This is a genomic window from Lutimaribacter marinistellae, assembly GCF_042648365.1.
Classification (GTDB): domain Bacteria; phylum Pseudomonadota; class Alphaproteobacteria; order Rhodobacterales; family Rhodobacteraceae; genus Lutimaribacter_A; species Lutimaribacter_A marinistellae.
In genome coordinates this window covers 513,237-540,236 of the sequence record NZ_JBHRXI010000001.1, presented here as the reverse complement: position 1 = coordinate 540,236, position 27,000 = coordinate 513,237, and the positions used below count along the sequence as shown (strand labels likewise).

General features: G+C 63.7%; 22 protein-coding genes, 1 tRNA gene and 1 pseudogene. 14 read left to right on the top strand and 10 right to left on the bottom strand.

Annotated elements, in window-relative coordinates; translation table 11 throughout:
* Positions 1–200: 200 nt before the first annotated feature.
* Positions 201–988 (top strand): annotated as a pseudogene (locus tag ACFORG_RS02455) (IS5 family transposase).
* 247 nt (positions 989–1,235) lie between these two features.
* Here the strand turns inward: ACFORG_RS02455 and ACFORG_RS02450 are convergent.
* Positions 1,236–1,322, bottom strand: a tRNA-Leu gene (locus ACFORG_RS02450).
* A 199-nt stretch (positions 1,323–1,521) separates the two neighbouring features.
* On the opposite strand from ACFORG_RS02450, the gene ACFORG_RS02445 reads away from it, so the two are divergent.
* Positions 1,522–2,505: a complex I NDUFA9 subunit family protein gene (locus ACFORG_RS02445; protein ID WP_386733783.1), complete on the top strand. Its 984-nt coding sequence runs from the start codon at positions 1,522–1,524 to the stop codon at positions 2,503–2,505.
* Here ACFORG_RS02445 and ACFORG_RS02440 read toward each other — a convergent pair.
* Complete coding sequence (locus ACFORG_RS02440) at positions 2,502–3,305, bottom strand: undecaprenyl-diphosphate phosphatase (protein WP_386733782.1); 804 nt, start codon at positions 3,303–3,305, stop codon at positions 2,502–2,504. The two genes, ACFORG_RS02445 and ACFORG_RS02440, sit on opposite strands and share 4 nt — an antisense overlap.
* 230 nt (positions 3,306–3,535) lie before the next feature.
* Between ACFORG_RS02440 and ACFORG_RS02435 the strand changes: the two genes are divergently transcribed.
* The 4 genes from ACFORG_RS02435 (at position 3,536) to gltB (ending at position 10,680) form a co-directional block, all read left to right on the top strand.
* Positions 3,536–4,972 carry an NAD(P)-dependent oxidoreductase gene (locus ACFORG_RS02435; protein ID WP_386733781.1) on the top strand — a complete coding sequence of 479 codons (1,437 nt, stop codon included), beginning with the start codon at positions 3,536–3,538 and terminating at the stop codon, positions 4,970–4,972.
* A gap of 191 nt (positions 4,973–5,163) precedes the next feature.
* Complete coding sequence (locus ACFORG_RS02430) at positions 5,164–5,721, top strand: hypothetical protein (RefSeq protein ID WP_386733780.1); 558 nt, start codon at positions 5,164–5,166, stop codon at positions 5,719–5,721.
* The gene (locus tag ACFORG_RS02425; protein WP_386733779.1) at positions 5,714–6,151 is read left to right on the top strand and encodes a GFA family protein; all 438 of its coding nucleotides are present in this window, start codon (positions 5,714–5,716) and stop codon (positions 6,149–6,151) included. Before ACFORG_RS02430 ends, ACFORG_RS02425 begins: the two co-directional genes overlap by 8 nt.
* The gene (gene gltB / locus ACFORG_RS02420; protein ID WP_386733778.1) at positions 6,148–10,680 is read left to right on the top strand and encodes a glutamate synthase large subunit; all 4,533 of its coding nucleotides are present in this window, start codon (positions 6,148–6,150) and stop codon (positions 10,678–10,680) included. Before ACFORG_RS02425 ends, gltB begins: the two co-directional genes overlap by 4 nt.
* Positions 10,681–10,738: 58 nt before the next feature.
* On the opposite strand, the gene ACFORG_RS02415 is transcribed toward gltB, so the two are convergent.
* Positions 10,739–11,071, bottom strand: coding sequence for a GYD domain-containing protein (locus ACFORG_RS02415; protein ID WP_386733777.1), 333 nt, complete (start codon positions 11,069–11,071; stop codon positions 10,739–10,741).
* 38 nt (positions 11,072–11,109) lie between these two features.
* On the bottom strand, positions 11,110–11,622 hold the full coding sequence (locus ACFORG_RS02410) for a hypothetical protein (RefSeq protein ID WP_386733776.1): 513 nt from the start codon (positions 11,620–11,622) through the stop codon (positions 11,110–11,112).
* A 120-nt stretch (positions 11,623–11,742) separates the two neighbouring features.
* On the opposite strand from ACFORG_RS02410, the gene mtgA reads away from it, so the two are divergent.
* The 4 genes from mtgA (at position 11,743) to ACFORG_RS02390 (ending at position 16,375) form a co-directional block, all read left to right on the top strand.
* Positions 11,743–12,474 carry a monofunctional biosynthetic peptidoglycan transglycosylase gene (gene mtgA / locus ACFORG_RS02405; protein WP_386733775.1) on the top strand — a complete coding sequence of 244 codons (732 nt, stop codon included), beginning with the start codon at positions 11,743–11,745 and terminating at the stop codon, positions 12,472–12,474.
* Positions 12,475–12,531: 57 nt separating this feature from the next.
* Complete coding sequence (gene fzlA, locus ACFORG_RS02400) at positions 12,532–13,197, top strand: FtsZ-binding protein FzlA (RefSeq protein WP_386733774.1); 666 nt, start codon at positions 12,532–12,534, stop codon at positions 13,195–13,197.
* Positions 13,198–13,275: 78 nt separating this feature from the next.
* On the top strand, positions 13,276–14,307 hold the full coding sequence (gene queG / locus ACFORG_RS02395; RefSeq protein ID WP_386733773.1) for a tRNA epoxyqueuosine(34) reductase QueG: 1,032 nt from the start codon (positions 13,276–13,278) through the stop codon (positions 14,305–14,307).
* A 64-nt stretch (positions 14,308–14,371) separates the two neighbouring features.
* Positions 14,372–16,375 carry a hydantoinase/oxoprolinase N-terminal domain-containing protein gene (locus ACFORG_RS02390; RefSeq protein WP_386733772.1) on the top strand — a complete coding sequence of 668 codons (2,004 nt, stop codon included), beginning with the start codon at positions 14,372–14,374 and terminating at the stop codon, positions 16,373–16,375.
* Positions 16,376–16,404: 29 nt separating this feature from the next.
* On the opposite strand, the gene msrA is transcribed toward ACFORG_RS02390, so the two are convergent.
* Together msrA and msrB are read right to left on the bottom strand one after the other, a co-directional pair.
* The gene (gene msrA, locus ACFORG_RS02385; protein WP_386733771.1) at positions 16,405–16,914 is read right to left on the bottom strand and encodes a peptide-methionine (S)-S-oxide reductase MsrA; all 510 of its coding nucleotides are present in this window, start codon (positions 16,912–16,914) and stop codon (positions 16,405–16,407) included.
* Positions 16,911–17,360 carry a peptide-methionine (R)-S-oxide reductase MsrB gene (msrB, locus tag ACFORG_RS02380; RefSeq protein ID WP_386733770.1) on the bottom strand — a complete coding sequence of 150 codons (450 nt, stop codon included), beginning with the start codon at positions 17,358–17,360 and terminating at the stop codon, positions 16,911–16,913. Before msrB ends, msrA begins: the two co-directional genes overlap by 4 nt.
* Before the next feature lie 120 nt (positions 17,361–17,480).
* Here msrB and ACFORG_RS02375 point away from each other — a divergent pair, with 120 nt between their 5' ends.
* Positions 17,481–18,014, top strand: a complete 534-nt coding sequence (locus ACFORG_RS02375) for a glutathione peroxidase (RefSeq protein WP_386733769.1) — start codon at positions 17,481–17,483, stop codon at positions 18,012–18,014.
* Here ACFORG_RS02375 and ACFORG_RS02370 read toward each other — a convergent pair.
* From ACFORG_RS02370 to ACFORG_RS02355, 4 genes are all read right to left on the bottom strand, one after another.
* On the bottom strand, positions 18,006–18,884 hold the full coding sequence (locus ACFORG_RS02370) for a DMT family transporter (RefSeq protein WP_386733900.1): 879 nt from the start codon (positions 18,882–18,884) through the stop codon (positions 18,006–18,008). The two genes, ACFORG_RS02375 and ACFORG_RS02370, sit on opposite strands and share 9 nt — an antisense overlap.
* Before the next feature lie 59 nt (positions 18,885–18,943).
* Positions 18,944–19,846, bottom strand: coding sequence for a cation diffusion facilitator family transporter (locus tag ACFORG_RS02365; RefSeq protein WP_386733768.1), 903 nt, complete (start codon positions 19,844–19,846; stop codon positions 18,944–18,946).
* 142 nt (positions 19,847–19,988) lie between these two features.
* Positions 19,989–20,276 (bottom strand): HU family DNA-binding protein, encoded by a 288-nt coding sequence (locus ACFORG_RS02360; RefSeq protein WP_386733767.1) that lies wholly within the window; start codon positions 20,274–20,276, stop codon positions 19,989–19,991.
* A gap of 131 nt (positions 20,277–20,407) precedes the next feature.
* On the bottom strand, positions 20,408–21,877 hold the full coding sequence (locus ACFORG_RS02355) for an AMP nucleosidase (protein WP_386733766.1): 1,470 nt from the start codon (positions 21,875–21,877) through the stop codon (positions 20,408–20,410).
* A gap of 121 nt (positions 21,878–21,998) precedes the next feature.
* Between ACFORG_RS02355 and ACFORG_RS02350 the strand changes: the two genes are divergently transcribed.
* From ACFORG_RS02350 to ACFORG_RS02340, 3 genes are all read left to right on the top strand, one after another.
* Positions 21,999–22,430 (top strand): VOC family protein, encoded by a 432-nt coding sequence (locus ACFORG_RS02350; protein ID WP_386733765.1) that lies wholly within the window; start codon positions 21,999–22,001, stop codon positions 22,428–22,430.
* A 154-nt stretch (positions 22,431–22,584) separates the two neighbouring features.
* Complete coding sequence (locus tag ACFORG_RS02345) at positions 22,585–25,158, top strand: calcium-binding protein (RefSeq protein WP_386733764.1); 2,574 nt, start codon at positions 22,585–22,587, stop codon at positions 25,156–25,158.
* Positions 25,159–25,263: 105 nt separating this feature from the next.
* Positions 25,264–26,928 (top strand): calcium-binding protein, encoded by a 1,665-nt coding sequence (locus tag ACFORG_RS02340; RefSeq protein ID WP_386733763.1) that lies wholly within the window; start codon positions 25,264–25,266, stop codon positions 26,926–26,928.
* The last annotated feature ends 72 nt before the right edge of the window (positions 26,929–27,000 follow it).

The window sequence follows — 27,000 nt, the reverse complement described above, 5'->3', positions numbered from 1 at the left end:
AGCAGTAACCTAAGCCCGATCTGCTGTTCGATCTGGAAAGTATGACCCAGAATGCTTCGAAGAAGGGCGGTTGATGCAGGAAAAAATTTTCACCAAAATCGGAGTTGCAGTTCGATAACTTGTGACTGTTTTTAACCTAGGTCGTGTTGACAAAAGGGATTCGCACTGGGCGATAGGGGTGATTCAAGCTGGTATCTGCGATGGAGAGCAGCTTGGCACGAGACCTGATGTCGGACGAGGAGTGGGCGTTCTTTGAGCGGTTCATCTTGTCTGTTCGCGCCCCGAATGGGCGCAAACCCGCAAACCACCGGTGTGTTCTTGATGGTGTTTTCTGGATCGCTCGGACAGGAGCACCATGGCGGGACTTGCCCGAAGAGTTCGGAAACTGGTCACGTGTCTATCGGCAGTTCCGCCGCTGGACGCTCGCCGGTCTTTGGGAACAGATCCTGGAGGCGCTGACCGAGAGCCTGATCGTCCTTGACGCCCTGTAGATGGTCGATAGCACCGTGTTTCGCGCCCACCATCAGGCAGCGGGCGCTAAAGGGGGACTCCGCGACAGGGTTTTGGCCGCTCAAAGGGTGGCTTCACGACCAAGATCCACCTCCGGGTGAATGCCGCCGGGCTGCCGATGCGAACCGACATCACACCGGGCCAGACATCGGACTATCTCGGCTTTGATCTCGTCATGGACGATAACCTGCCGGACCCCTTCGTGTTGCTGGCTGACAAGGGTTACGATGCTGACAGCATTCGCGAAGTGATGCGGGACCGGGCCATTCAACCAGTGATCCCCATGCGAAAGTCGCGAAAGAAGCGTGTTGGTGTTGATCGCCCCCTGTATCGCCTGCGGAACTTGGTGGAGAGATGCTTCAACAAGCTCAAGAATGCACGCCGCGTCGCGACCCGCTACGACAAAACGGCCGAAAGCTTCCTCGGCTTTATCGACATCACATCAATCCGCCTCTGGCTCCGCCATTTGTCAACATGACCTAAACCGCGCCGAAATCCAGCAAATGCAAGATGACCATTGGAACCGCCGCTTGGTCTTGCCCCCTGAAAGTGGTCCAAATTTGGTGCGAATTGGGAAGCTAAGCTTCTTTTCATGGCCTGAGCGCTTCGGTTATTCCGCCGGTAAGAGCATTGGCCAAAGCAATTTGCAGAAGGAGGGAAAAGCATAGGCTGGCGGCTCGCCAATTCAAGCAAGTCATTGAGAAAAATGATATTTTTCGGATATTTGGTGCCCAGGAGAGGACTCGAACCTCCACGTCCATACGGACACTAGCACCTGAAGCTAGCGCGTCTACCAATTCCGCCACCTGGGCAGGTGTCGTGGAGGGCCGTTTAAGCCCAGTGGCAGGGAGCGTCAACCGCATTTTTCAGGGCGGTCAAAGTTTTTTCGCTCTGATCCTCCCGGCTGGGCGGAGGTTGATTTGAGCGACGTGCGCGCGGCGTTATTGCGCCTTGTCCGGTTGCGCTAGGAGAGATAGATCAAAGCCAGTGCCAGCAGATAGGAGCCGAGCGATGTCGAAACTCGTGACGATCTATGGTGGATCGGGATTCGTGGGCCGATACATCGCGCGCCGCATGGCGAAAGAGGGTTGGCGCGTTCGCGTCGCCGTTCGACGCCCGAACGAGGCGATCTTTGTCAAACCCTACGGTGTGGTCGGGCAGGTCGAGCCGATCCTGTGTAACATCCGTGACGATGCATCCGTTGCTGCCGCGATGAAGGGGGCGGACGCCGTCGTCAACTGCGTGGGCGTACTGAGCGAATCCGGCAAGAACACATTTGATGCGGTTCAGGCCGAAGGCGCGGGGCGGATTGCGCGTCTTGCCGCGGCCGAGGGGATAACGCGGATGGTGCACGTTTCGGCGATCGGCGCAGATGCGGACTCCGACAGTGACTATGCCCGGACCAAGGCTGCCGGTGAGCAGGCCGTGCTCGAGCAATTGCCCAGGGCGGTCATTCTTCGCCCCTCTATCGTGTTCGGGGTCGAGGACCAGTTTTTCAATCGCTTTGCCGCTATGACCCGAATGGGGCCGTTTCTGCCGATCACCGGTGCCGACACACAATTTCAGCCGGTTTACGTCGATGATGTCGCACAAGCGGCGGTTCTTGGGGTGATGGGTTCGGCAGAACCGGGCATCTATGAGCTTGGCGGCCCAGAGATCAAGACGTTCCGGGAGCTGATGGCGCAGATGCTGGAAGTGATCCATCGCCGTCGCGTTATCATCGGGCTTCCGCATGTCCTTGCGCGGATCATGGCCTTTGTCCTCGACATGCTCAAAGCCGTGACCTTTGGACTGTTTTCGAACCCGATCCTGACCCGCGACCAGCTGCGCAACCTGCAGCGTGACAACGTGGTGTCGGATACTGCCAAGGGCTTTACCGATCTCGGGATCAAGCCGGCAACACTCTCTTCGGTTCTGCCGGACTACTTGTGGAAGTTCCGACCCTCCGGCCAGTACGACGACATCAAGGACTCGGCCAAGAACCTGCGCGCTTAACCGTAAGCGATGGCAAGCAGGATCAGGCCGAGGATAACCCGGTAAATCACATATGGCGTAAAGCTGACGCTGCGCAGCAATCGCATCATCAGGCTCAGCGCGGCCAGCGCCGACAAAAAGGCGAGGCTTGCCGCGATCGCCCCGTCCCGGAATGCTGCCATATCGGCCTGAACCGCGACATCCGCACCCAACAGCACACCCGACGCGATGATGGTGGGGATCGACATCAGCATGGCCAGGGTTGCGCCATCTTCCCGCGTGTAACCCAGCATGCGTGCGCCGGTGATCGTTATGCCCGAACGTGACGTTCCCGGGATCAACGCTACCGCTTGCCACAGCCCCATGATCGCGGCGTCGCGAAGGCTCCAGTCGTCGGTCTGTTTGACAGTGGGGCCGCGCTGGTCGGCCCAGTAAAGAACCAGGCCAAAGATCAGCATGGTCCATCCGATCACGGTGATTGAGCGCATCGCATCGTTCAGTCCCGTTGCCCACAGGACGGCACCGGCAAGAACGGTCGGTATGACAGAAACGATCAGCCCCATGGCCAATCGCGCATTCGCGGTGTCCGTTTTTCCGCGCAAGGCGCGTGGCAGACCCGAAAGGCCTCGCACCACGTCGCGGCGAAAGAACAGCAGCACCGCACCCAGAGTCCCGACATGAACGGCCACGTCGATGAACGCGCCTTGATCGTCGTACCCTGTCAGATTCGGCAGCAAGATAAGGTGACCCGATGACGATACGGGCAGGAATTCCGTGATACCCTGAATGAGTGCCACGAGAATCAGGTTAAATAGGGTCATCCGTGCCGCGCCGATCTGATGGTCTGAGTCTTCGGTTCCCGGGTATAAGCGCCTGTGTGGGAAAAGGAAGAGGGTCAGTAGGACCGAAGTGGACCTAAAATCTGGCATTTTTTCCAGCTTTCTGCTATGGGGATTGAAAATTCTTCCATAAAGGTCAGTATTGCTGACTTTTAATCTGAATCCCAGTCCCGTAAAGCTGCGCGACCTCGCCAATTCATGGAGAATGACCCGTGGCCAAGCAACCGATGCTCAAGTTCGTCAAGATTGATCGTGACATGCCCGAGAAGCGTTCGGCAGAGCAGCGGCGGCAGGACTTTCATGAGATCTATGCCGAATATGCCGACAAGAAGGCGAAGGAGCAGGCGAGCCGGTGCAGCCAGTGCGGGGTACCCTACTGCCAGAGCCATTGCCCGCTGCACAACAATATTCCGGACTGGCTGCGACTGACGGCCGAGGGGCGTTTGGAAGAGGCGTTTGAGATCAGCCAGGCGACCAACACATTCCCCGAGATCTGTGGTCGCATCTGTCCGCAGGACCGGCTGTGTGAAGGCAACTGCGTGATCGAGCAGTCGGGACACGGGACGGTGACCATCGGCGCGGTCGAGAAGTACATCACCGATACCGCGTGGGAAAATGGTTGGGTCGAGCCGGCGGCGCCCGCAGTGGAGCGCACGGAGAGCGTTGGCATTATCGGCGCGGGCCCCGGTGGCCTGGCGGCGGCGGACATGCTGCGCCGTGCTGGCGTTCAGGTCACTGTCTATGACCGCTATGACCGCGCGGGCGGGTTGCTGACCTATGGCATTCCCGGTTTCAAGCTGGAGAAGGACGTGGTGATGCGCCGCGTCGATCAGCTGGAACAGGGCGGAGTCAAATTCGTCCAGAACTGTGACGTGACGGCCGAAAAGTTCAACGAAATCAGGGGTAAGCACGACGCGATCATCATCGCCACCGGCGTCTACAAGAGCCGCGACCTGCAGATGCCGGGCAGCGGGTTGCCGGGCATCGAGAAGGCGATCGACTTCCTGACGGCTTCCAATCGTAAAAGCTTTGGCGACGCGGTGGAGGAATTCGACAGCGGGCGGCTAAACGCCGAAGGCAAGCGCGTCGTCGTGATCGGCGGCGGTGACACCGCGATGGACTGTGTCCGGACCTCGATCCGGCAGGGCGCGGAATCGGTCAAGTGCCTCTATCGCCGCGACCGTGTGAACATGCCGGGCAGCCAGCGCGAAGTGCAGAACGCCGAAGAGGAAGGCGTTGTTTTTGAATGGCTTTCCGCGCCCAAGGGCTTTACCGGCGATGATCGGGTTTCCGGCGTGATGGTGCAGAAGATGCGCCTGGGCCAACCGGATGCGACCGGCCGGCAGATGCCCGAGGTGATCGAGGGGGCCGATTATGTCGAAGAGGCCGATCTGGTCATCAAGGCGCTTGGTTTCGAGCCCGAGGACCTGCCCACGCTGTTTGGCCAGCCGGAGCTGCCGGTGACGCGCTGGGGAACGGTGAAGGCAGCATTCCAGACCGGCGCGACCGAGATGGAAGGTGTCTATGCCATCGGTGATATCGTGCGTGGTGCCAGCCTTGTCGTCTGGGCGATCCGTGACGGGCGCGACTGTGCCGCGGCAATCATCGACCGGTTCAACACAGCAGCCGCCGGAATGGCGGCAGAGTGAGGAAGGCCGCCGTTTTGACCGTTTTGTACATGCTCAAACGGGCCGATTGACCGTTTTGTACAAAACCGGGACGGCGCATTCGTTAACGTCCACCGCGCAAATGCGCATCGCCACCGTCCAGAGACCGCAAGGCTCTGTTAACCGAAAAGGTCACGCTCGCTGACCCGCAGAATGAAGAAAGGAAGACACCGATGAACGCGGCAACGGCTATGTTCGCAACGGCGCTCCTTTTGCTGTGCGGTGGGGCGCAAGCGGCGGACCAACCCTATGCTGGGCAGGAGGGGCGCGAGATCGCAAGCCTTTCCGCCGAGGATGTCGCAGCGTTGCTGGACGGTCAGGGCTGGGGTCTGGCGAAACCGGCAGAGTTGAACGGCTATCCCGGTCCGGCGCATGTGCTGGAGTTGTCCGACGCCTTGGAGTTGTCCGAGGCGCAGGCCGCACGGGTGAAAGAGATCTTTGACCGGATGAAGAACGAGGCGCGCGCGCTGGGCGCCGAATATGTCGAGGCCGAAGAGCATCTGAGCAGGATGTTCCGAATGGGCCACGCCAATGCCGGGATGCTGGACGCTCAACTGTCGGCTTCGGCCGAGGCGCTGGCGCAGTTGCGTGCGGTTCATCTGAAGGCGCATCTGGCGACCACGCCGGTTCTGTCCGAAGCCCAACTGACGGCCTATGCAAAGCTGCGCGGTTACGACGGTGCGGCGCATGGCGGGCATGGGCATGGCCACGGGGGCCACGCGCATGACTGAATTGCAGGGGCAATGCATGTGCGGCGCGGTTTCGGTCGAGGCGCTGGCCACGAAAGCGGTGATCGGGGCGTGCCATTGCGACATGTGCCGACGCTGGACAAGCTCGATGCTGATGAGCATCCCGGTCGCGCCCGGCTATGCCGCGCTTGGACCGGTGAGAACCTATGTTTCGTCCGACTGGGCGGAGCGGGCGTTTTGCGGGGAATGCGGATCGGCCCTTTGGTACCGGATCACGGCGCCCGGCGAGATGCATGGCCACACGCAGATGGCGGCCGGCCTGTTCGACGATGCAGGCGGCGCCAGACTGGGCCTGGAACTATACATTGACAAGAAGCCCGAGGGCTATGCGTTCGCGGGCGAACGCCGGCAGATGACCCAAGCCGAGGTCGAAGCCATCTATGCCCCCTCTGATGAAGGAGACAGCCAATGACCAAATACGATGCCGATTGGGTGCGGGCCGAGGAAGCCAAGCGCAAGTGGATGGCGGAAAACGGGCTCTATTCCGAGGCCGAAGAGCATTCCTCGTGCGGGGTCGGGCTGGTGGTGTCGGTCGACGGTACGCGCAGCCGCAAGGTTGTCGAGGCCGGTATCGATGCGCTCAAGGCGATCTGGCACCGGGGCGCGGTGGATGCCGATGGCAAGACCGGCGACGGCGCGGGCATTCACGTGCAGATCCCGATCCCGTTCTTTTATGACCAGATCGAGCGGACCGGCCACACGCCGCGCAAGGATCAGCTGATCGCCGTGGGCCAGGTGTTCCTGCCGCGCACCGATTTCGGCGCGCAGGAGACCTGCCGGACCATCGTCGAGACCGAAGTGCTGCGCATGGGCTATTACATCTATGGCTGGCGGCACGTGCCGGTCGATGTGACCTGCTTGGGCGAAAAGGCCAACGCGACGCGGCCCGAGATCGAGCAGATCCTGATCTCGAACTCCAAGGGCGTGGATGAAGAGACGTTCGAGCGCGAGCTTTACGTCATTCGCCGCCGGATCGAGAAGGCGGCCGCCGGTGCCGGGGTGCACGGCCTTTACATCGCGTCGCTGTCGTGCCGGTCGATCATTTACAAGGGCATGATGCTGGCCGAACAGGTGAGCGAGTTCTACCCCGACCTGCAGGACGAGCGGTTCGAGAGCGCATTCGCCATCTATCACCAGCGCTATTCGACCAATACCTTCCCGCAGTGGTGGCTGGCGCAGCCGTTCCGCATGCTGGCGCATAACGGCGAGATCAACACGCTGAAGGGCAACACCAACTGGATGAAGAGCCACGAGATCCGGATGGCGAGCGCGACCTTCGGCGACTATGCCGAGGATATCAAGCCGATCATCGCCCAAGGTTCCAGCGATTCGGCGGCGCTGGATTCGGTGTTCGAGGTCCTGGTGCGCGCGGGCCGTTCGGCGCCGATGGCCAAGACGATGCTGGTGCCCGAAAGCTGGTCGAAGCAGGCCGAGGAACTGCCCGAGGCGTGGCGGGACATGTATTCCTATTGCAACGCGGTGATGGAGCCGTGGGACGGCCCGGCGGCGCTGGCCATGACCGACGGGCGCTGGGTCTGCGCGGGGCTGGACCGCAACGGGTTGCGCCCGATGCGTTATGTTGTGACCGGTGACAACCTGGTGATCGCGGGGTCCGAGGCGGGCATGGTGCCGATCGACGAGGCGAGCGTGGTCGAGAAGGGCGCGCTGGGTCCAGGGCAGCTGCTGGCCGTCGACATGCAGGATGGCAAGCTCTACCGCGACGAGCAGATCAAGGACCGGCTGGCCGCGGCGCAGCCCTTTGGCGAGTGGGTCGGCAAGATCAACGACCTCGATGACCAGCTTTGGGGCGTCGAGGAGACGCCGCTTTTCACCGGTGCGGAGCTGCGCAAGCGGCAGATCGCGGCGGGCTACAGCATCGAGGAGCTGGAGCAGATTCTGGCGCCGATGGCCGAGGACGGCAAGGAGAGCATCGCGTCGATGGGTGACGACACGCCTTCGGCAGTGTTGTCCAAGCAGTATCGCCCGCTGAGCCATTTCTTTCGCCAGAACTTCAGCCAGGTCACCAACCCGCCGATCGACAGCCTGCGCGAATACAGGGTGATGAGCCTGAAGACGCGGTTCGGCAACCTCAAGAACGTTCTGGACGAGGATAGCAGCCAGACCGAGATCATCGTTCTGGAAAGCCCCTTTGTCGGCAATGCCCAGTGGGAAAAGCTGGTCGAGAACTTCAACGCGCCGCTGGCCGAGATCGACTGTACCTTTGAGCCGGGGCAGGGCGCGCTGAACGCTGCGCTGGCGCGGATCCGGGCCGAGGTCGAGGAGGCGGTGCGTTCGGGCGCGGGCCATATCGTGCTGACCGACCAGTACTCGGACGAGCAAAAGGTCGCGATGCCGATGATCCTGGCCACCAGCGCGGTGCATTCGCACCTGACGCGCAAGGGGCTGCGGACCTTTACCAGCCTCAACGTGCGGTCGGCGGAATGCATCGACCCGCATTACTTTGCCGTGCTGATCGGCTGCGGCGCGACGGTGGTGAACGCCTATCTTGCCGAGGACAGCCTTGCCGAGCGGATCGAACGCGGGCTGCTGGATGGATCGCTGACCGACAACGTCGCGCGTTATCGCGAGGCGATCGACCAGGGCCTGTTGAAGATCATGGCCAAGATGGGAATCTCGGTCGTGTCGTCCTATCGCGGCGGTCTGAACTTCGAGGCGGTGGGCCTGTCCCGCGCGATGGTGGCCGAGTATTTCCCCGGCATGACCAGCCGCATCTCGGGCATCGGGGTGAGCGGTATCCAGGTCAAAGCCGAGGAGATCCATGCCAAGGGGTGGAAATCGGGCCTCGACGTGCTGCCGATCGGCGGGTTCTACAAGGCGCGGAAATCGGGCGAGACCCATGCGTGGGAAGCGACCTCGATGCACATGATGCAGATGGCGTGCAACCGGGCCTCTTACGAGCTGTGGAAGCAGTATTCGGCCAAGATGAAGGGCAACCCGCCCATCCACCTGCGCGACCTGATGGATTTCAAGCCGCTGGGCAAGCCGATCCCGCTGGAAGAGGTCGAAAGCATCACCGCGATCCGCAAGCGGTTCGTGACGCCGGGCATGTCCCTGGGCGCGTTGTCGCCCGAGGCGCACAAGACGCTGAACGTCGCGATGAACCGGATCGGGGCCAAGTCCGACTCGGGCGAGGGTGGCGAGGATCCGGCGCATTTCGTACCCGAGCCCAATGGCGACAACCCGTCGGCCAAGATCAAGCAGGTGGCCTCGGGCCGGTTCGGCGTGACCGCCGAGTACCTGAACCACTGCGAAGAGCTGGAAATCAAGGTCGCGCAGGGGGCCAAGCCCGGCGAGGGTGGCCAGCTGCCCGGCATGAAGGTGACCGACCTGATCGCGCGGCTGCGCCATTCGACCAAGGGCGTGACGCTGATCTCGCCCCCGCCGCATCACGACATCTACTCGATCGAGGATCTGGCGCAGCTGATCTACGACCTTAAGCAGATCAACCCGCGCTGCAAGGTGACGGTGAAACTGGTGGCAAGCTCGGGCGTCGGTACGATTGCCGCGGGCGTGGCCAAGGCCAAGGCGGACGTGATCCTGATCTCGGGCCATAACGGCGGCACGGGTGCGTCGCCTGCGACCTCGATCAAGTATGCGGGTCTGCCATGGGAAATGGGCCTGACCGAGGCGCATCAGGTGCTGGCGATGAACAACCTGCGCGGCCGCGTCACGCTGCGGACCGACGGGGGCCTGCGCACGGGCCGTGACATCGTGATGGCGGCGATGATGGGGGCCGAGGAATACGGGATCGGCACCGCGGCGCTGATCGCGATGGGCTGCATCATGGTGCGCCAGTGCCAATCCAACACCTGCCCGGTCGGTGTCTGCACGCAGGACCCGTCGCTGCGCGAGAAGTTCACCGGCAACGCGGACAAGGTGGTGAACCTGATCACCTTCTACGCGCAGGAAGTGCGCGAGATCCTGGCAGAGCTGGGCGCGCGCAGCCTGGACGAGGTGATCGGGCGGGCGGATCTGCTGAAGCAGGTATCGCGCGGCTCGGCCCATCTGGACGACCTGGACCTCAACCCGCTGCTGATCACCGTCGATGGCGCGGCCGATATCGTCTATGACCGTGAAAAGCCGCGCAACGCGGTGCCGGATACGCTGGATGCCGAGATCGTGCGCGATGCGGCGCGGTTCCTGAAGGATGGCGAGAAGATGCAGCTGTCTTATGCGGTGCAGAACACGCACCGGACCGTTGGGACGCGCGTGTCGAGCCATATCGTCAGCAATTTCGGCATGCGCAACGCGTTCCAGCCCGATCACCTGCATATCAAGCTGCAGGGCTCGGCCGGTCAGTCGCTGGGCGCCTTTGCCGCGCCGGGGCTGAAGCTGGAAGTGTCGGGCGACGCCAACGACTATGTCGGCAAGGGTCTGTCGGGCGGTACCATCGTGGTGCGTCCGCCGCTGGTCAGCCCGCTCAGGGCGGACGAGAACACGATCATCGGCAACACGGTGCTGTATGGCGCGACGGCGGGCTACCTGTTCGCCGCGGGCCGCGCGGGTGAGCGGTTCGCCGTTCGCAACTCGGGCGCGCATGTTGTGATCGAAGGCTGCGGCACGAACGGGTGCGAGTACATGACCGGTGGGGTCGCGGTGATCCTGGGTGAGATCGGGGCGAATTTCGGCGCGGGGATGACGGGCGGCATGGCCTATCTGTACGATCCCGAAGGCCGGGCCGAGACCCTGATGAACATGGAAACGCTGGTGACCTGCCCGGTGACCGTCGATCATTGGGAGAGCCAGCTGAAGGATCTGATCGAGCGTCACGCCGCCGAGACCCGCAGCCGCAAGGCCGCCGACATCCTGCAGCACTGGGACATGGAGCGGGGCAATTTCGTCCAGGTCTGCCCGAAGGAGATGCTGGACAAGCTTGCGCATCCGCTGAGCATCGAGAACGAGGCCGTTCCGGCCGAATAACCCCGGTTTAGAGACAGAAACTGGCCCCGCCGACGCAGGTTGGCGGGGCCTTTTCGTTTCAGCTTGGCGGGCTGTAGACGGCTTTCAGGGCCTGATGGGTTTTGCGCACCGTGTCCATCTCGTCCATGTCGTACATCGGGATGGTCTTGAAGCTTTCGATGGCGCCGCCCATCGAGGCGGTCACGACCACGCCCACATACTCGCCCACACCGGGCATGTCCGCGATCAACGCGACGTGATAGTCCTGACCGATGAGGCCGTAGAAACCGAGCAGCTTGCCGCCTGCGGCCTCGACGGTTTGTCGGGCCATTTCTTCGCGGTTGCTGTCGCCTTCGACGATCGCCTTGGCCGCTGCGGGCGTATAGCGCGCCATCCACATGTAAAGTGCCATGTCTTTCCCCCTCTCAAACAGTTGGATCCGACCCCGGGTCAGGGCAGCGTGTAGGTTCCGGTAATGCTGGTCCGGGACACCAGTATGCCCTCACCCGGGGGTGGGCCGCTGATCCGGGACCACGTGCCGCCGCCCGTGATACCCTCGAACTGACCGGTCCCCCCGAGGTAGGTCCAGTCGCCGGTTGCGGTGGCACCGAGAGTCCCCGCGCCGGAGTAATGGGTGACGGTCTTGCTGCCATCCGCGTAGGAGACGGTGCAGAGCCCGCTTTCGTTGTCGAACGTCCCGCCCATGACGGTCACCGCCCCGATACAGTGCATTCCCCCCAACTGGTTCGGGCCGGCCTGATCGGGCGCACCTGCAAGACCGCTGGTCTCGTAGTTGATCTGCATGGTGTCGTTCGACGCCGGAAGGACGCTGCCCTGTCCTGTCCCGTTGAAAGAGAAGTCGATAGCGCCTTCCTTTGCGGTGTCGCCGGCAAGGGAAAGTGTTGAAAAACAAAGAATAATGGAACTCGTCACAAGCAGTTGGCAATTCTTGATGAACGGCATCAGTTGTCCCCCCAGACTTGATTGACGTAACGTAATTGTATCACGGATGCGTGAGTCCCACACGCCGCAGAGCAGAAATCAGAGGTTTGAGGGCCGGGCGCGCTGGCCTATAGATTGCCCATGGCAAGAGCAGCGAAGAAGACCAGCGGAAAGGCGAAACCGGCCAAGGGGCGCAGGCGCGGAGTGTTGGGCTGGCTGGGGTTCCTGGCCCTGCGGAGCATGACGATCCTGATCGTGGGCGTCATGTTGCTGGTCCTGCTGTTCGCGGTCGTGAACCCTCCGGTCACGCACACGATGTGGAAAGCCTATTCCATGTACGGCCCGCTGGAACGCGACTGGGTTCCGGCGGAGGAGATGGCACCGGTGATGCTACGCTCGGTCGTGGCGGCGGAGGATGCCAATTTCTGTCTGCACTGGGGATTCGACGTGGCCGCGATCCGTGCCGCGATCGACGAAGGATCGAACCGGGGTGCCTCGACCCTGAGTCAGCAGACTGTCAAGAACGTGTTCCTGTGGCAGGGGCGCAGCTGGGTGCGCAAGGCGCTGGAGACTGCGATCACCCCGGCGGTGGAGGCGGTCTGGACCAAGCGGCGGATCCTGGAGGTCTATCTGAACGTGGCCGAGATGGGTGAGGGCGTTTTTGGCGTCGAGGCGGCGGCGCAGAAGGCCTTTGGCGTGAGTGCCGCCGAGCTGACGCCGACACAGGCCGCGCGGCTGGCCGCGGTGCTGCCCAATCCCAAGGAGAGATCCGCGGCGAACCCGTCGAACTTTGTGCGCAAGCGGGCCGCGTCGATCATGGACGGGGCGGCCACCATTCGCGCAGACGGGCGCGCGGCGTGTTTCGAGGATTGAAAACAGGGGCCACACGGGTCTATTCCTCGTTTGGTATCAGGTATCAGACGGATCATCATGGCGCGCCTTTTCCACGTTCCCCTTTCCCCCTTCTGCCGCAAGGTCAGGTTGAGCCTCGCCGAGAAGAAGATCGAGGTGGAACTGGTCGAAGAGCGGTACTGGGAAAAGGACACCGATTTCCTGCGCCGCAACCCGGCGGCCAAGGTTCCGGTGCTGCGGCTTGACGGCAAGATGCTGGCCGAAAGCGCGGCGATCTGCGAGTACATCGAAGAGACGCGCCCTGACCCGGCCCTGATGCCGCGCGATCCCGAGGCGCGTTACGAGGTGCGCCGGCTGGTGGGGTGGTTCGACGACAAGTTCCACAACGAGGTCACGGCCAAGTTGCTCTACGAGCGGGTCAACAAGAAGGTGACCGGCGAGGGCTATCCCGACAGCCGGAACGTCAAGGAGGGCGCGCGGGCGATCAAGTATCACCTCGACTACATGGCGTGGCTGCTGGACCAGCGGCGGTGGTTGGCCGGGGACGCGATGACGCTGGCCGATTTCGCGGCGGCGGCGCATCTGTCGTCGCTGGATTACATCTCGGATGTCGATTGGAACCGGCAGGCAGTGGTCAAGGACTGGTATGCGAAGATCAAGTCGCGCCCGGCCTTCCGCTCTATCCTGGCCGACCAGATCCCCGGGTTTCGCCCGCCGGCGCATTATGCCGACCTGGATTTCTGAGATGCCGAACGGGGAGGGGGGCTGTCTGCCCCCCGGCCTTCGGCCTCCCCCCGAGGATATTTTGGGCAAGAGGAAGGCATGCAGGGGCTGAAGGACCGGCTGGTTGCGCAGGCGCTGGAGGAAGGATTCGTTGCCGCGCGCATTTGCCGCCCGTGGGACGTACCGGAGGTGCCGGACCGGCTGCGGGCCTTTGTAGAGGCCGGGTATCACGGGCAGATGGGCTGGATGGCCGAGCGGATGCACTGGCGGGGCGATCCGGCCGCGCTGTGGCCCGAGGCGCGATCCGTCATCATGCTGGCCGAGAGCTATACCTCCGATGTGGACCCCATGGCGGCTGTCGGTCTGCCGGAGCGGGGGGCGGTTTCGGTCTATGCGCGGGGCAAGGATTATCATGACCTGGTCAAGAAGCGCCTGAAGCGGCTGGCGCGCTGGCTGATCGCCCAGGCGGGCGGCGAGGTGAAGGTCTTTGTCGATACCGCGCCGGTGCCGGAGAAGGCGCTGGGGCAGGCGGCGGGGCTGGGCTGGCAGGGAAAGCATACGAACCTTTTGAGCCGCGAGTGGGGGAACTGGGCCTTTTTAGGGTCTGTTTTTACCACGCTCGACCTGCCGGTGGACATGGCGGAGAGCGATCATTGCGGATCGTGCCGGGCCTGTCTGGACGCCTGTCCGACCGATGCCTTTCCTGCGCCGTACCAACTGGATGCGCGACGGTGCATATCCTACCTGACGATCGAGCATAAAGGCCCGGTAGAGCCCGAGCTGCGTGCCCGCATGGGTAACAGGATCTATGGCTGCGACGATTGCCTGGCGGCCTGTCCGTGGAACAAGTTTGCCGTGGCGGCAAGTGACATGCGCTATGCCGCCCGCGAGGGGCTGGAGGCGCCGCCACTGGCGGAACTGGCCGCACTGGATGATGCGGCGTTCCGGGCGCGGTTCTCGGGCTCGCCGATCAAACGGATCGGGCGCGACCGATTCGTGCGCAATGTTCTTTACGCGATCGGCAATTCGGGAGAGGCGGCGCTGCGGTCGGCTGCGCAGGCTCTGCTGGACGATCCCGACGCGACGGTTGCCGATGCGGCGCGCTGGGCGCTGGAACGACTGCCGGAGTGACGCAAACAGGCTGGACGGGCGGCGCAGGGCGGTTAAACCCCGGTGAGATCAGATGGAGGGGCGGATGGCGCTGGCGCTTGGGGTCGATACGGGCGGAACCTATACGGATGCAGTGTTGGTGCGCGACGAGGAGAAGGTCGTCGCCTCGGCCAAGGCGTTGACGACGCGCGATGACCTGGCGCGTGGTGTAGGCGAGGCGGTGCGCTCGGTCTTGACCGCAGCGGGCGTCACGCCGGAGGACGTTGGCTTGGCCGCGCTGTCCACCACCTTGGCAACCAATGCGCTGGTGGAGGGGCAGGGCGGGCGCGTGGCGCTGATCTATATCGGTTTTCGCGAGAGTGATCTGGACCGGCACGGTCTGTCGGAGGCGCTGAAGGGCGATCCGGCGTTGGTGATCGGGGGCGGGCATTCCCATGCGGGCAACGAGGTGGCCCCGCTGGACCTGAAGCGGCTGAAGGCCTTTTTAGAGACTGAATCCGGTGTTTCGGGCTATGCGGTCGCGGCGCAGTTCGCCACGCGGAATCCGGCGCATGAGTTGGAGGCCGCACGGATCATCACCGAGGTAACGAAACGCCCGGTGACCTGTTCGCACCAGCTGTCGGCGCGGCTGAACGGGCCCAAGCGGGCGGTGACGGCGGTGCTGAACGCGCGGCTGATCGGGATGATCGACAGGCTGATTGGGCGCGCGCAGGATGTTCTGGACGAAATCGGCGTCAACGCTCCTTTGATGGTGGTGCGGGGCGACGGGGCGTTGATGAGCGCGGAACAAGCGCGGGAGCGTCCGATCGAAACGATCCTGAGCGGGCCTGCGGCCTCGATCGTCGGGGCGCGCTGGCTTACCGGGGTCAAGGATGCGCTGGTCTCGGATATCGGCGGAACGACGACGGATGTGGCGCTGATCCGGGGCGGAAAGCCAGCAATAGACCCGAATGGCGCCCGTGTCGGCGGGTTCCGCACGATGGTCGAGGCGGTGGCGATGCGCACGCACGGCTTGGGCGGCGACAGCCAGGTGCATGTCGTGACCGAGGGGTTGGCGGGCGGTATAACTCTTGGTCCGCGCCGGGTGCTGCCGGTTTCGCTGATCGCGGTGGACGCGCCGGAGTTGGTGCATGATGCACTCGACGCGCAGCTGCGCTCTACCGTGCCGGGAGAGCATGACGCGCGGTTCGCACGTGCGGTTCCGGGCGTATCGGCCGAGGGGATCGGCGCGCGCGAGGCGGGCCTGCTGGCGCGGCTGGGGAGAGCCGTGATGCCGCTGGGAGAGGTGTTACGGACACGGCTGGAACATGGGGCGCTGGCGCGGCTGGTCGATCGCGGGCTGGTGCAGGTTTCGGGGGTGACACCGTCGGATGCCAGCCATGTTCTGGGTCGTCTCGATAGCTGGGATGGGGTGGCGGCCAGAAAGGCGCTGGAACTGGTCGCACGCAAGCGTGTGGGGAGCGGCGAGCGCTTGGCCGGCGGTGTCGAGGCGCTGGCCCGGATGATCCTTGACCAGATCACGGAACAGACCGGTTTGGCCCTGTTAGAGACTGTTTTTGCCGAAGAGGGCGATGTGTTCGGCCTGCCACCCGAAGAGTTGGCCCGGCATGTTCTGCTGCGGCGCGGGCTTTCGGGGCATCGCGGCCTGATTGCGCTGGACGCGGCGGTGAATGTCGAGGTGGTGGGGCTGGGCGCCTCGGCCCCGAGCTATTACCCGGCTGTGGGCGAGCGGTTGCGCTGCCGGATGGTGCTGCCCGAACATGCGGGTGTAGCCAATGCCATCGGCGCTGTGGTCGGGCGGGTTCGCATAAAGCGCAGTGGCAGCGTGACCTCGCCTGCCGAAGGGCGCTATCGCGTGCATCTGGAAAGCGGGCCCGAAGATTTCCAAACCTCCGACATGGCGCTGGCGACCTTGGAGGCGGCTCTGCGCGAAGACGCCGAGCGTGAGGCGCGCGCAGCGGGGGCCGAAGAGATCCGGGTGAGCCTGGAGCGGGATGTGAGAACTGCGCAGATCGAAGCACGCGAAGTGTTCGTCGAGGCGATGCTGACGGTCGAGGCCAGTGGGCGGCCGCGGGTGGCGGAGGGCTGAAACCCTCCGCACGTAGTCTCTAATCGGGCTTATTCAGCGGCATCGCGCCGGGGCAGAACCCAGTCGGGGCGCGGGAAGTGACAGGTATAGCCGTTCGGAATGCGCTCCAGGTAATCCTGGTGCTCGGGCTCGGCCTCCCAGAAATCGCCAACGGGCTCGACCTCGGTCACGACGCGGCCGGGCCAGATGCCGGATGCCTCGACATCGGCGATGGTGTCGAGCGCGGTCTGCTTCTGTGCCTCGTCGACATAGTAGATCGCCGAGCGGTAGCTCATCCCGATATCGTTGCCCTGCCGATTCAGCGTGGTCGGATCGTGGATCTGGAAGAAGAATTCCAGCAGTTTGCGATAGCTGATCTGGGCGGGGTCGAACATGATCTCGATCCCCTCGGCATGGGTGCCGTGGTTGCGATAGGTCGCGTTGGGCACGTCCCCGCCGGTATAGCCGACGCGGGTTGCCTCAACACCGGGAAGCTTGCGGATCAGGTCCTGCATTCCCCAGAAACAGCCCCCGGCCAGTACGGCGCGTTCGGTCGTCATGCGATGTCCTCCACTTGGTTCAGGTAGTCGCCATAGCCTTCGGCTTCCATCTCGTCACGATGGATGAACCGCAGCGAGGCGGAGTTGATGCAGTAGCGCAGCCCGCCACGGTCGATGGGCCCGTCGGGAAAGACGTGGCCCAGGTGGCTGTCGCCATGTTTGGAGCGGACCTCGGTCCGGATCATGCCGTGGCTGCGGTCGCTGAATTCTTCGACATGGGCGGGTTCGATGGGCTTGGTAAAGCTGGGCCAGCCGCATCCGGATTCGTACTTGTCGGACGAGGCGAAAAGCGGCTCGCCCGATACGATGTCGACGTAGATACCCGGTTCCTTGTTGTCGAGATACTTGCCGGTGCCGGGCCGTTCCGTCCCGCTTTGCTGGGTGACGTAGAACTCCTCGGGTGAGAGGGCGGCGATTGCGTCGGGATCCTTGGTATAGCGGGTCATGGTATCCTCTGGTTTGCGTCTTGGCACAGAAGATGGCCCTGCGGCAGAGGAATGCAAAGGGGTAGAGGTGATCCAAACGGTGTTTCGCAACGTATCGGAATGCAAAAGGGGAGAGAAAAGATGCTTCGTATCTTCGTGACAGGTTTTTTCGTCCTGCTTGCCGCCTTGTTCGGGAAATCCGCGGATGCCGGTGCGGTCGGTGGCAGCTTCCCGTCGATCGATGGTGGTACGTTGTCGATCGAGGACTGGCGCGGCGGGCCGGTGCTGGTGGTCAATACCGCGTCGCGCTGCGGGTTCACGCCGCAATATGAGGCTCTGCAAAAGGTATATGAGACGTATCGCGACCGCGGGCTGGTGGTTCTGGCGGTTCCGTCGGACGATTTCCGGCAGGAGCTGGACAGCGCCGAGGCGGTCAAGGAGTTCTGCGAGGTCACGTATGGCCTGACCCTGCCGATGACGGACATCACCCATGTCCGGGGCGCCGCTGCGCATCCGTTCTTCAAGGCGGTGAAGGCGCAGACGGGTTTCGAACCTGCGTGGAACTTCAACAAAATCCTGCTGAGCCCGGAGGGCGAGGTCGTGGCCACCTACGGGTCGGCGGCAAAGCCCGACTCGGGCAGGATCATCGGCGACATCGAGGCACAGCTACGCTGAGGGCGGCGCGGGCTGGCGGGCCAGCTGCACGGCAAGGATGCCGGCCGTGGTGACCAGCACACCAATGATGTCGAGCGGCCCCAGCGCCTCTCCCAACAAGAGCGCGGCGATGGCCACGCCGAAGACCGGGTTGAGGAAGTGGAAAGTGGCCGCGCGGATCGCCCCGATCCGGTTGAGCAGCATGACCCAGATCAGCGTGGCGGCGAGGCCCGGAACGAGGGTTGTGTAGGCAAAGGCGAGTGCCAGCGGGACGGTAGGGTTGATGCGCACTGTTTCGAACATGGGCGTGGCGGCAAAAAGCACGGCTGCGCCCACCAGCATCTGAAGCCCGACGATCATCATGAAATTCCCGCCTGACGTGGCCCCCCGGATCGCCAGCGTGGCAAAGGTCAGCGCAAGCGCGCCGATGCCGCAGAGCATGACGCCGAACAGGTCCACCCCCGCGTTGATCCGGGCCCCCATGATGAGCGCGACACCCGCAAAGCCCGCGACGAGGCCGAAAATGCCCAGCGGGCGCAGTCTCTCGCGAAAGATCAGCCAGCTGGCCAAGGCCACCAGTAGTGGCATGGTCGATGCGATGATGGCTGCCAGCGAGGCCTCGACCGTTTGCATGGCGACAAAGTTGAGGCCGAGATAGAGCGCGTTCTGGCAGACCCCGAAGAGGATGGTGGCGTACCATTGTGCGCGGGTCAGCCGCCAGCTTTGCCCCATCATGCGCGCGATGAGGACGCCCAAAAGGCCCGAAATCAGGAAGCGCAGCGCGAGCGAGAAAAGCGGCGAGGCATCCGCGACGATGATCCGGGCCGAGGTGAAGGCCGAGGACCACATCAGCGCAAAGGCCAGCCCCATCCCGATTGCGCGCAGGTCCATCGCCATAGGCTCACTCCCGTTCCGTCCGGGCGGGACCATTCGCCAAATGCTTCACAGGTTCAAGGCCGATCCGGGTCGGTCACGGTAATTCCGGTGAATTCGCGGTGGTTTTCCGGTTCGACATGGATCGTGACCTCGCTGCCGGGGATGGCGTCCTCGATCGCCTCCTCGATCCGGTCGCAGACGTCATGCGCGTCGCTTACCGTGGTCTCGCCCGGTACGACGAGGTGAAAATCGACGAAGGTGGCGGCGCCCGCCTGCCGCACCCGAAGGTCATGCGCTTCGTGCGCGCCTTGGGCGTTGTCGGCTATGGCCTGGCGGATTGCCTCCATCTGGTCCTCGGGCAGCGCCGCGTCCATCAGCCCGCCGAGCGCGTCGCGCATCACCTGCCAGCCGGTCCACAGGATGTTGAGCGCGACAAGAAGGGCGAGGGCGGGATCGAGCCATGCGATACCTGTGACCACGGCCAGCACGATGCCCAGGGCCACGCCGGCCGAGGTCACGACATCGGCCATCAGGTGTTTGCCGTCGGCGGACAGCGCGCGCGAACGCAGGGCGCGGCCCCGGCGGATGAGCAGCGTGGCCCAGACCGCGTTGATCGCGGTGGCCACGAAGCTGAGGGCGAGGCCCGCGAACGGCGCCTCGATCTCGCGCGGGGTCTGAAAGCCGTGCCATGCCTCGCGCAGGATCATGGCGGCTGCTCCGAGGATCAGCAGCCCGATGAGCGCCGCGCTCAAAAGCTCGGCCTTGTGGTGGCCATAGGTGTGGTTCTGATCGGCGGGACGTGCGGCCAGCATGACGGCAAAGAGCGCCGCGCCCGAGCTGGCGAGGTTCAGGACGGTTTCCAACGCATCCGAAAACAGGGCGACCGAACCGGTGAGATGCCAGGCAAGCACCTTGATCCCGAGCACCACCGCGCCCACGATCAGGCTGCCGAGTGCCAGTTTGCCCGCATGGTTCATGCCGTCACCTATTCCGCGCCGCTGCCGGACATATCCGGGCTGCGGTGGCGCTGTTCAAGCCCTTTGCGCCGCACAGGGTATCCTGCAAAAGGAAAAAGGGCCGCGCAAGGCGACCCTTCCCGGTAAGTCCTGACGAGGTGGATCAGCCGTTCACGCTGTCCTTCAGGGCCTTGGCGATGGTCATCTTGACGACCTTGTCGGCCTCTTTGGTGAAGGTCTCGCCCGTTGCGGGGTTGCGGACCTGGCGCTCGGGGCGCTCACGGCAATAGATCTTGCCAACGCCGGGCAGGGTAACGGCGCCACCGGCGGACACTTCGCGGGTGATGATGCCGGTGATGGCGTCGAGAGCGGCGGTTGCCGATTTCTTGTCGGTGTCCATCTCTTCGGCCAGGGCCGCGACGAGCTGGGTCTTGGTCATGGGCTTTGCCATTTCATGGTCTCCTTAAACGTGCCCGATCTATGGGGCCTCATTGCGGGACTGTAACGGGATGTTGTAGGAGAACACAACGAATAGTAGCGCGCTTCACCCGCAAAATATGGGGTAATTGGCGTTTTTTTGCATCACAGGAAGGCCGTTTCGTCGAAAGAGCGCAGTTTTCGGCTGTGCAAACGCTCCAAAGGCATGCCGCGCAGCAGTTCCATCGCCCGTATTCCGATGGCCAGATGGCGGCCTACCTGCGTTGTATAGAACTCTGACGCCATCCCGGGAAGCTTCAATTCGCCGTGCAGCGGCTTGTCGCTGACGCATAGAAGCGTGCCATAGGGCACCCTGAACCGATAGCCGTTGGCGGCGATCGTTGCGCTTTCCATGTCGAGCGCGATGGCGCGGCTCTGGCTCAGGCGCTGAACGGGGCCGGACTGGTCGCGCAGTTCCCAGTTGCGGTTGTCGACGCTGGCGACGGTGCCGGTGCGCATGATGCGCTTGAGCTCGTATCCCTCCAATTCGGTCACTTCGGCCACGGCGCGTTCGAGCGCCACCTGGATCTCGGCGAGGGGCGGGATCGGGACCCAGACGGGCAGGTCGTCATCCAGAACCTTGTCTTCGCGCAGGTAGGCATGGGCGAGGACGAAATCGCCCAGGGCCTGCGTGTTGCGCAGACCCGCGCAATGGCCGACCATCAGCCATGCATGGGGCCGCAGCACCGCGATATGGTCCGTCGCCGTCTTGGCGTTCGAAGGGCCGACGCCGATATTGACCAGCGTGATGCCGTTCCCGTCGGGACGCTTCAGGTGATAGGTGGGCATTTGCGGCATCTTGGCGGGCAGGTCGATGGGTGCGTCCGCGCCGGTGATCTCGACATTTCCGGTGCTGACAAAGCTGGTGTAGCCCGAGGCAGGATCGGACAGCTGCGCGCGCGCATAGGCCTCGAACTCGGACACGTAGAACTGGTAATTGGTGAACAGAACGTGGTTCTGGAAATGCTCGGCATCCGTCGCGGTGTAATGCGACAGGCGGGCCAGCGAGTAATCGACCCGCTGCGCGGTAAAGAGCGAGAGCGGTTCCGTATCGTCCTCGGGGCGGTGGGTGCCGTTGACGATGTCGTCATTGGTGGTGTCGAGGTCGGGTACGTCGAACACGTCCCGCAGGGTGAAGGCGGCGGCGCCTTGTTGCGGCACGGTCATCCCGGCATCGGTCGCCACGGCGAAATGAAGCGGGATCGGCGTTGTCGAGGGGCCGGTGACCACCGGGCGGTCATGGTTGCGCATCAGCAGGTCGATCTGTTGCGTCAGGTAGCTGCGGAACAGGTCGGGCCGGGTGATCGTGGTGGCGTGGGTGCCGGGGTCGGAGACGTGGCCAAAGCTGAGCCGGCTGTCGACCTGGGCATGGCTGAGCGTGGTCAGGCGGATCTCGGGGTAGAAGGCGCGGATGCGTTCGCTTGGTGCCCCCTCGGCCATGGCGCGCGCGAACTCGGTGCACAGAAATCCGGTCGAAAGGCGATAGATCTCTTCCAGGCGCGCCACCGCGGCGGCGGCGTCGCGAAAGGTCTCGGCGGCGGGAACCGTGGGCGTCTTGATCTTCGTTTGTGTCATGTCGGGATGTCGGGGGCCTGAAACATGGCCCACCCTTTCGGAATGCGCGCGTGGACGCAAGGGGCAGCGGACCTGCCCGTTGCCGTTGACCTGTTCGGGCAGATCAGGTCAGGCTGCGGGCATGGATTACGACACGATAGATGCCGACGGGTTTGGCCGGTCCCTGCGGGGGATGGGACTGAACCTGCTGGTACGCGACGTGCCCGCGCAATGCGCCTTTCTTACAGCTGTGTTCGGGATGCGCAGCTACCAGGTGACAGCCGATTTCGCGATCGTTGCCTATGGCGGGCAGGTATTCCAGTTGCATAGCGACGGCACTTATCATTCGAACCCGTTGCTGGGGCTGGTGCCGGAAAGCCCGCCGCGCGGCGGTGGGGTCGAAATCAGGCTCTATGACAGCGATCCCGATATGGCGGCGGCCCGGGCCGAGGCGTCGGGCGGCGTGATCCTTCAGAGGCCGACCGACAAGCCGCATGGCCTGCGCGAGGCCTATATCCTGTGCCCCGACGGCTATGCCTGGGTGCCCAGCCGCCCCAAGGACGTGCCGGAATAGCTGCTCCCGGAGCGGGTCAGGCCTTTCGTCTTTTAGCTTAATCCTTTGTTCAAGCCGCGCTTTCGCCGCAATGCGCACCCGTCAGGCTCCGCCTTTGCCTCTCATGTTTCCCGTCATGCGTGGGGGCGCATGTGTGGGGTGAGACATGGGGGTCATGTCCATAGTTCAGGTGCTGGGCGCGCGCGTCCTGCCCGAGGCAAGCCAGTCGGCCCGGCTGGATGTGGTGACAGCGGACGGCACGCAGATGGTGCTGCACGATCCGGCAAGCGCGACGCGCGTGACGGTGGAGGCGGCCAGCGACGGGCTGCGCATGGCGACGGCCGCGCGCGAGGCGGTGCGCGGTGACACGGTCGGGATCTCGTTCGACGGGGCTGACCGGACGCTGGACCGCGAAACGGTGCAGAGGCTGGCGGATGGCGCATCCTCGGCGCGGGCATATCTGGATGGCAGCGGGTTTGCCGGCGATCTTGTGTCGCTGCATCGCGCCGAGGTCGGCGGTACCGCTTATGTCTATGTCGCACGGCAGGCGGGCGACGGGTTCACCGTCTATCGCGAAGAGGCCGACGGCGGTCTGACCCGCATCACCGCGCAGCGGGACAATGGCGGCCGATACCTAGAGTCGGTGAGCGCGATGGACAGTATCGCCGTTGGTGGGCGCCGCTTCGTCATCGCCGCGTCGGCGGCCGAGGACGGGCTGACCATCTACGAGCATCGCGCGAATGGCGATCTGAACCAGCGCGGCTCTTACGGGTTTTCCGAGCAACTGCCGGTGAACACGCCCACCGCGCTGCACACGGTCGAGATCGAGGGGCGCGGTTTCGTGTTGATGACTTCTTTCGGCAGCTCGTCGTTGTCGGTGCTGGAGGTGCGAGAGGGCGGGCAGCTGGTCTTTATCGATCAGGTCAACGATACGATTGGTACGCGGTTCTACCGGCCGGCGGCGTTGGACGTGATCAGTGTCGATGGGCGCGTTCTGGTGGCCGTGGCGGGCAATGACGGGGGGCTGTCACTGTTCCGGATGCTGCCCGGCGGGCGGCTAATGCATCTCGAGGCGCTGGAAGACACCACCGGCGCCGCCCTGGCGGGCATCAGCCAGTTGCGGTTCGTGCAGAACGGCGCGCAGCTCGACCTCTACGCGCTTGCCGCCCGCGAAGGTGGGCTGACCCGAATCGCGGTTGATCCGGGTGAGGGGGTGAGCGGCGGCCAGACCGGCACGGCCGCCGATGACATCCTGAGCGATGGCGACGGGTCGGAGGTGCTGACCGGGCGCGCGGGGCGCGACGTCTTCGTGTTCACCCCGGATGGGCAGGCCGACACGATCGCCGATTTCGAACCGGGCATCGACCGGATCGACCTGTCGGGGTTTGCCGGGTTGTTCGGACTGGACGACCTGGTGATGCGCGGCAACAGCAACGGGATCACGCTGACATGGGCTGACGAGACACTCATCCTGCGCAGTGCGGATGGCAGGCGGATCGATCCGCTTCACCTTTCGCATGGCATGCTGTTCGACAGCGACCATGTTATCGTTCCCGACGCGCTTCCGGTTCTGGGCAGCGCGACGAACGACACGTTCGAGTGGCGCGCCGGGCCGGATACGTTCGACGGTGGTCAGGGCCTGGACACGGTCAGCTATGACGGCGCGCCCGACCGGATCGTGATCGACCTGTCGGACAGCAGCCGCAACGCCCGCACCGCCGAGGGCGACGTTCTGATCGGGATCGAAGCGGTGATCGGGACCGGAAGCAACGACACGATCCGGGGCAGCGAGGCCGACAATGTGCTGGATGGCGGCAACGGGCATGACCTTCTTGAAGGGCGGGATGGCGACGACGTCATCGTGACCGGACGCGGCTGGGACACGGTCGATGGCGGAACCGGCAACGATACGCTGGACCTTGGCACCGTGATCGCGCCGGTGAATGCCGATCTGGCGGCAGGTACGGCAACCAGCGGGGGCGAGACCAAAGAGATCCGCAACATCGAGAACGTCGCGGGTTCCGAATTCGACGACAGGGTGGCGGGCGACACCGGGTCCAACGTCCTGCGGGGCCGGGACGGGAATGACAGGCTTCTGGGACTGGCGGGGGATGACGTTCTCGACGGTGGCGCGGGGGCCGATACGCTGAACGGGGGCGACGGCGACGACCGCATCACCGGCGGCCCCTCGGGGCCTTCGGCTGATCTGCGCGACGTGATCTTTGGCGGGGCCGGCGATGATCGGGTCGAGGGCGGAGGCGGCAATGACTTGATCTACGGTCAGCAGGGCAACGATACGTTGGACGGAGGTTTCGGCGCGGACGAACTTCAGGGTCAGGAGGGTGATGACGTTGTGACCGGCGGCGCACTGTCCGATCTGGTGTTCGGTGGTGCAGGCAACGATTTCGTCAATGGCGGGTTTGGTCATGACCGTATCAACGGCGGCACCGGGGCGGACCGGTTCTTTCACCTTGGGGTCCATGACCACGGATCGGACTGGGTGCAGGACTTCACGTCTGCCGAGGGCGACAGGCTGGTGTTCGGCGGATCGGCCGTGGCGGACCAGTTCCAGGTCAATTTTGCCCATACCGCCACCCCCGATGGTGACAGGTCCGGTGCCGATGATGTTGCCGAGGCTTTCGTGATCTACCGGCCCACCGGGCAGATCCTCTGGGCGCTGGTCGATGGCGGGGCAGAGGAACGGATCGAATTGTCCCTGGGTGGCGAGGTGATCGACCTGCTTTCCTGAACGTGACTTGACGGGATACGACGAGAGGACGCACTCTTGACAGTATTATGTTCAGCGGGCTGGGCGGGGGCAGGGCGCGCAAATTTCATAAAGGGGGGTTCTGAAATGCGTGTTTCAGGCGAATTGATCCTGCCGGAAGACTGCACGGCGGTCGAATGGCTGATCGAGTTCTTCAACAGTATCACGGCAAGGGTTGCGGAGGGGCTTGGCAGTGGCAGGCCCAGCGACGGCGGTGTCGACAGGCTGATCATCCTCGACGGCACGATCGACGGCTGGTCGTTGCCAGAGACAAGCGGCCAGCCGGATAGCCGGGCGGTTTCGCTCAACGGAACGGGTATCGATTTCGCCGGTGGTGTCACGCCGCAAGGCTTTGGCACGATCACCTCGATATCGATCACGGCGACGGTCGACGGCAGGCCACAGGCGCGGCTCATCGAATTTCCCGAACCGGTATCGCTTGACGCCATTCTGGGCGAGACGGCGCGCAATCTGGACACCACCAGCAAGAGGATCGAGGACAACCCGGGCTTTGCCCAGCTTGTTCTGCCAGACCGGTTCTTTTTCGATGAAAGGGGCACGGCCGGTAACGACCTGATCAAGGGGTTCGACACCGACGACTTTCTCAACGGGGCTGCGGGTCACGACACGATCCTGGGCCGGATCGGCAATGACGATCTGATCGGCGATGCAGGCGACGACCTTCTCAATGGCGGCCCGGGTCAGGACACGCAGGATGGCGGTCCGGGGCGCGATACGCTGATCGGCACGCTCGACGAGTTTAACCTCGACGTGATACGCGGGCTGTCAACCGAGGACGAGTTGCATTTCGTGGGCTTTGGCAACCTGTTCACCGGGCCGGATCAGTTCGAGGTGCGCGACGAGTCGGTGCTTATCATAAGCGAGGGCGAAGAGGTTCAGATCCTGTTGACCGGGATCGACGACGACACCCCGTTCAGTGCGGATCGGTCTGGCGACGATGTCGTGTTCCGCCTGTTGGATCCCGCGGTCAACCTGCCGGGCGGGGTTGGTCCGGACCTTCTGGAAGGGGCCGGCAACAATGACACGCTGATCGGGGGACCGGGTGACGACACGCTGATCGGGTTCGATGGCGATGACCGTCTGCTGGGCGAGGGTGACAATGACGATCTGCGCGGGGGCGATGGCAACGATACGCTCAACGGCGGCGATGGCGACGATACGATTCTCGGCGGCGATACCGAGGATGACCTGCGCGACGTGATCTTTGGCGGGGCCGGAAACGACCAGATCGACGGGGGCCATGGCAACGACCAGATCTTTGGCCAGGAGGGCAACGACACGCTCTCGGGCGGGTTCGGGGCCGACGAGTTGCAGGGCCAGGAGGGCGATGACGGCATCACCGGCGGCGCGCTTTCGGACCTTGTCTTTGGCGGCGCGGGCAATGATTTCGTCAATGGCGGCTTCGGGTATGACCGGATCAATGGCGGCGACGGGGCGGACCGGATCTTTCACCTTGGCGTGTTCGATCATGGCTCGGACTGGGTGCAGGATTATAATGCGGTCGAAGGCGATGTGCTGGTGTTCGGGCAGATGGCGACGTTCGACGACTTCCAGATCAACCTTGCCCATACCGCCACGCCGGATGGCGAGCGGTCCGGCGCGGATGACGTACAGGAGGCCTTTATCATCCTGCGTGCCACCGGACAGATCATCTGGGCGCTGGTCGATGGCGAGGGGCAAAGCTCCATCAATGTACAGGCGGGCGGCGAGATTTTCGACCTTATGGGCTGACTTCGGGCCCGATCGACCGGCCGCCGCACGGTGCCGGTGCCTTTGGCGATATGCCGTTTCGTGGTAATCTCG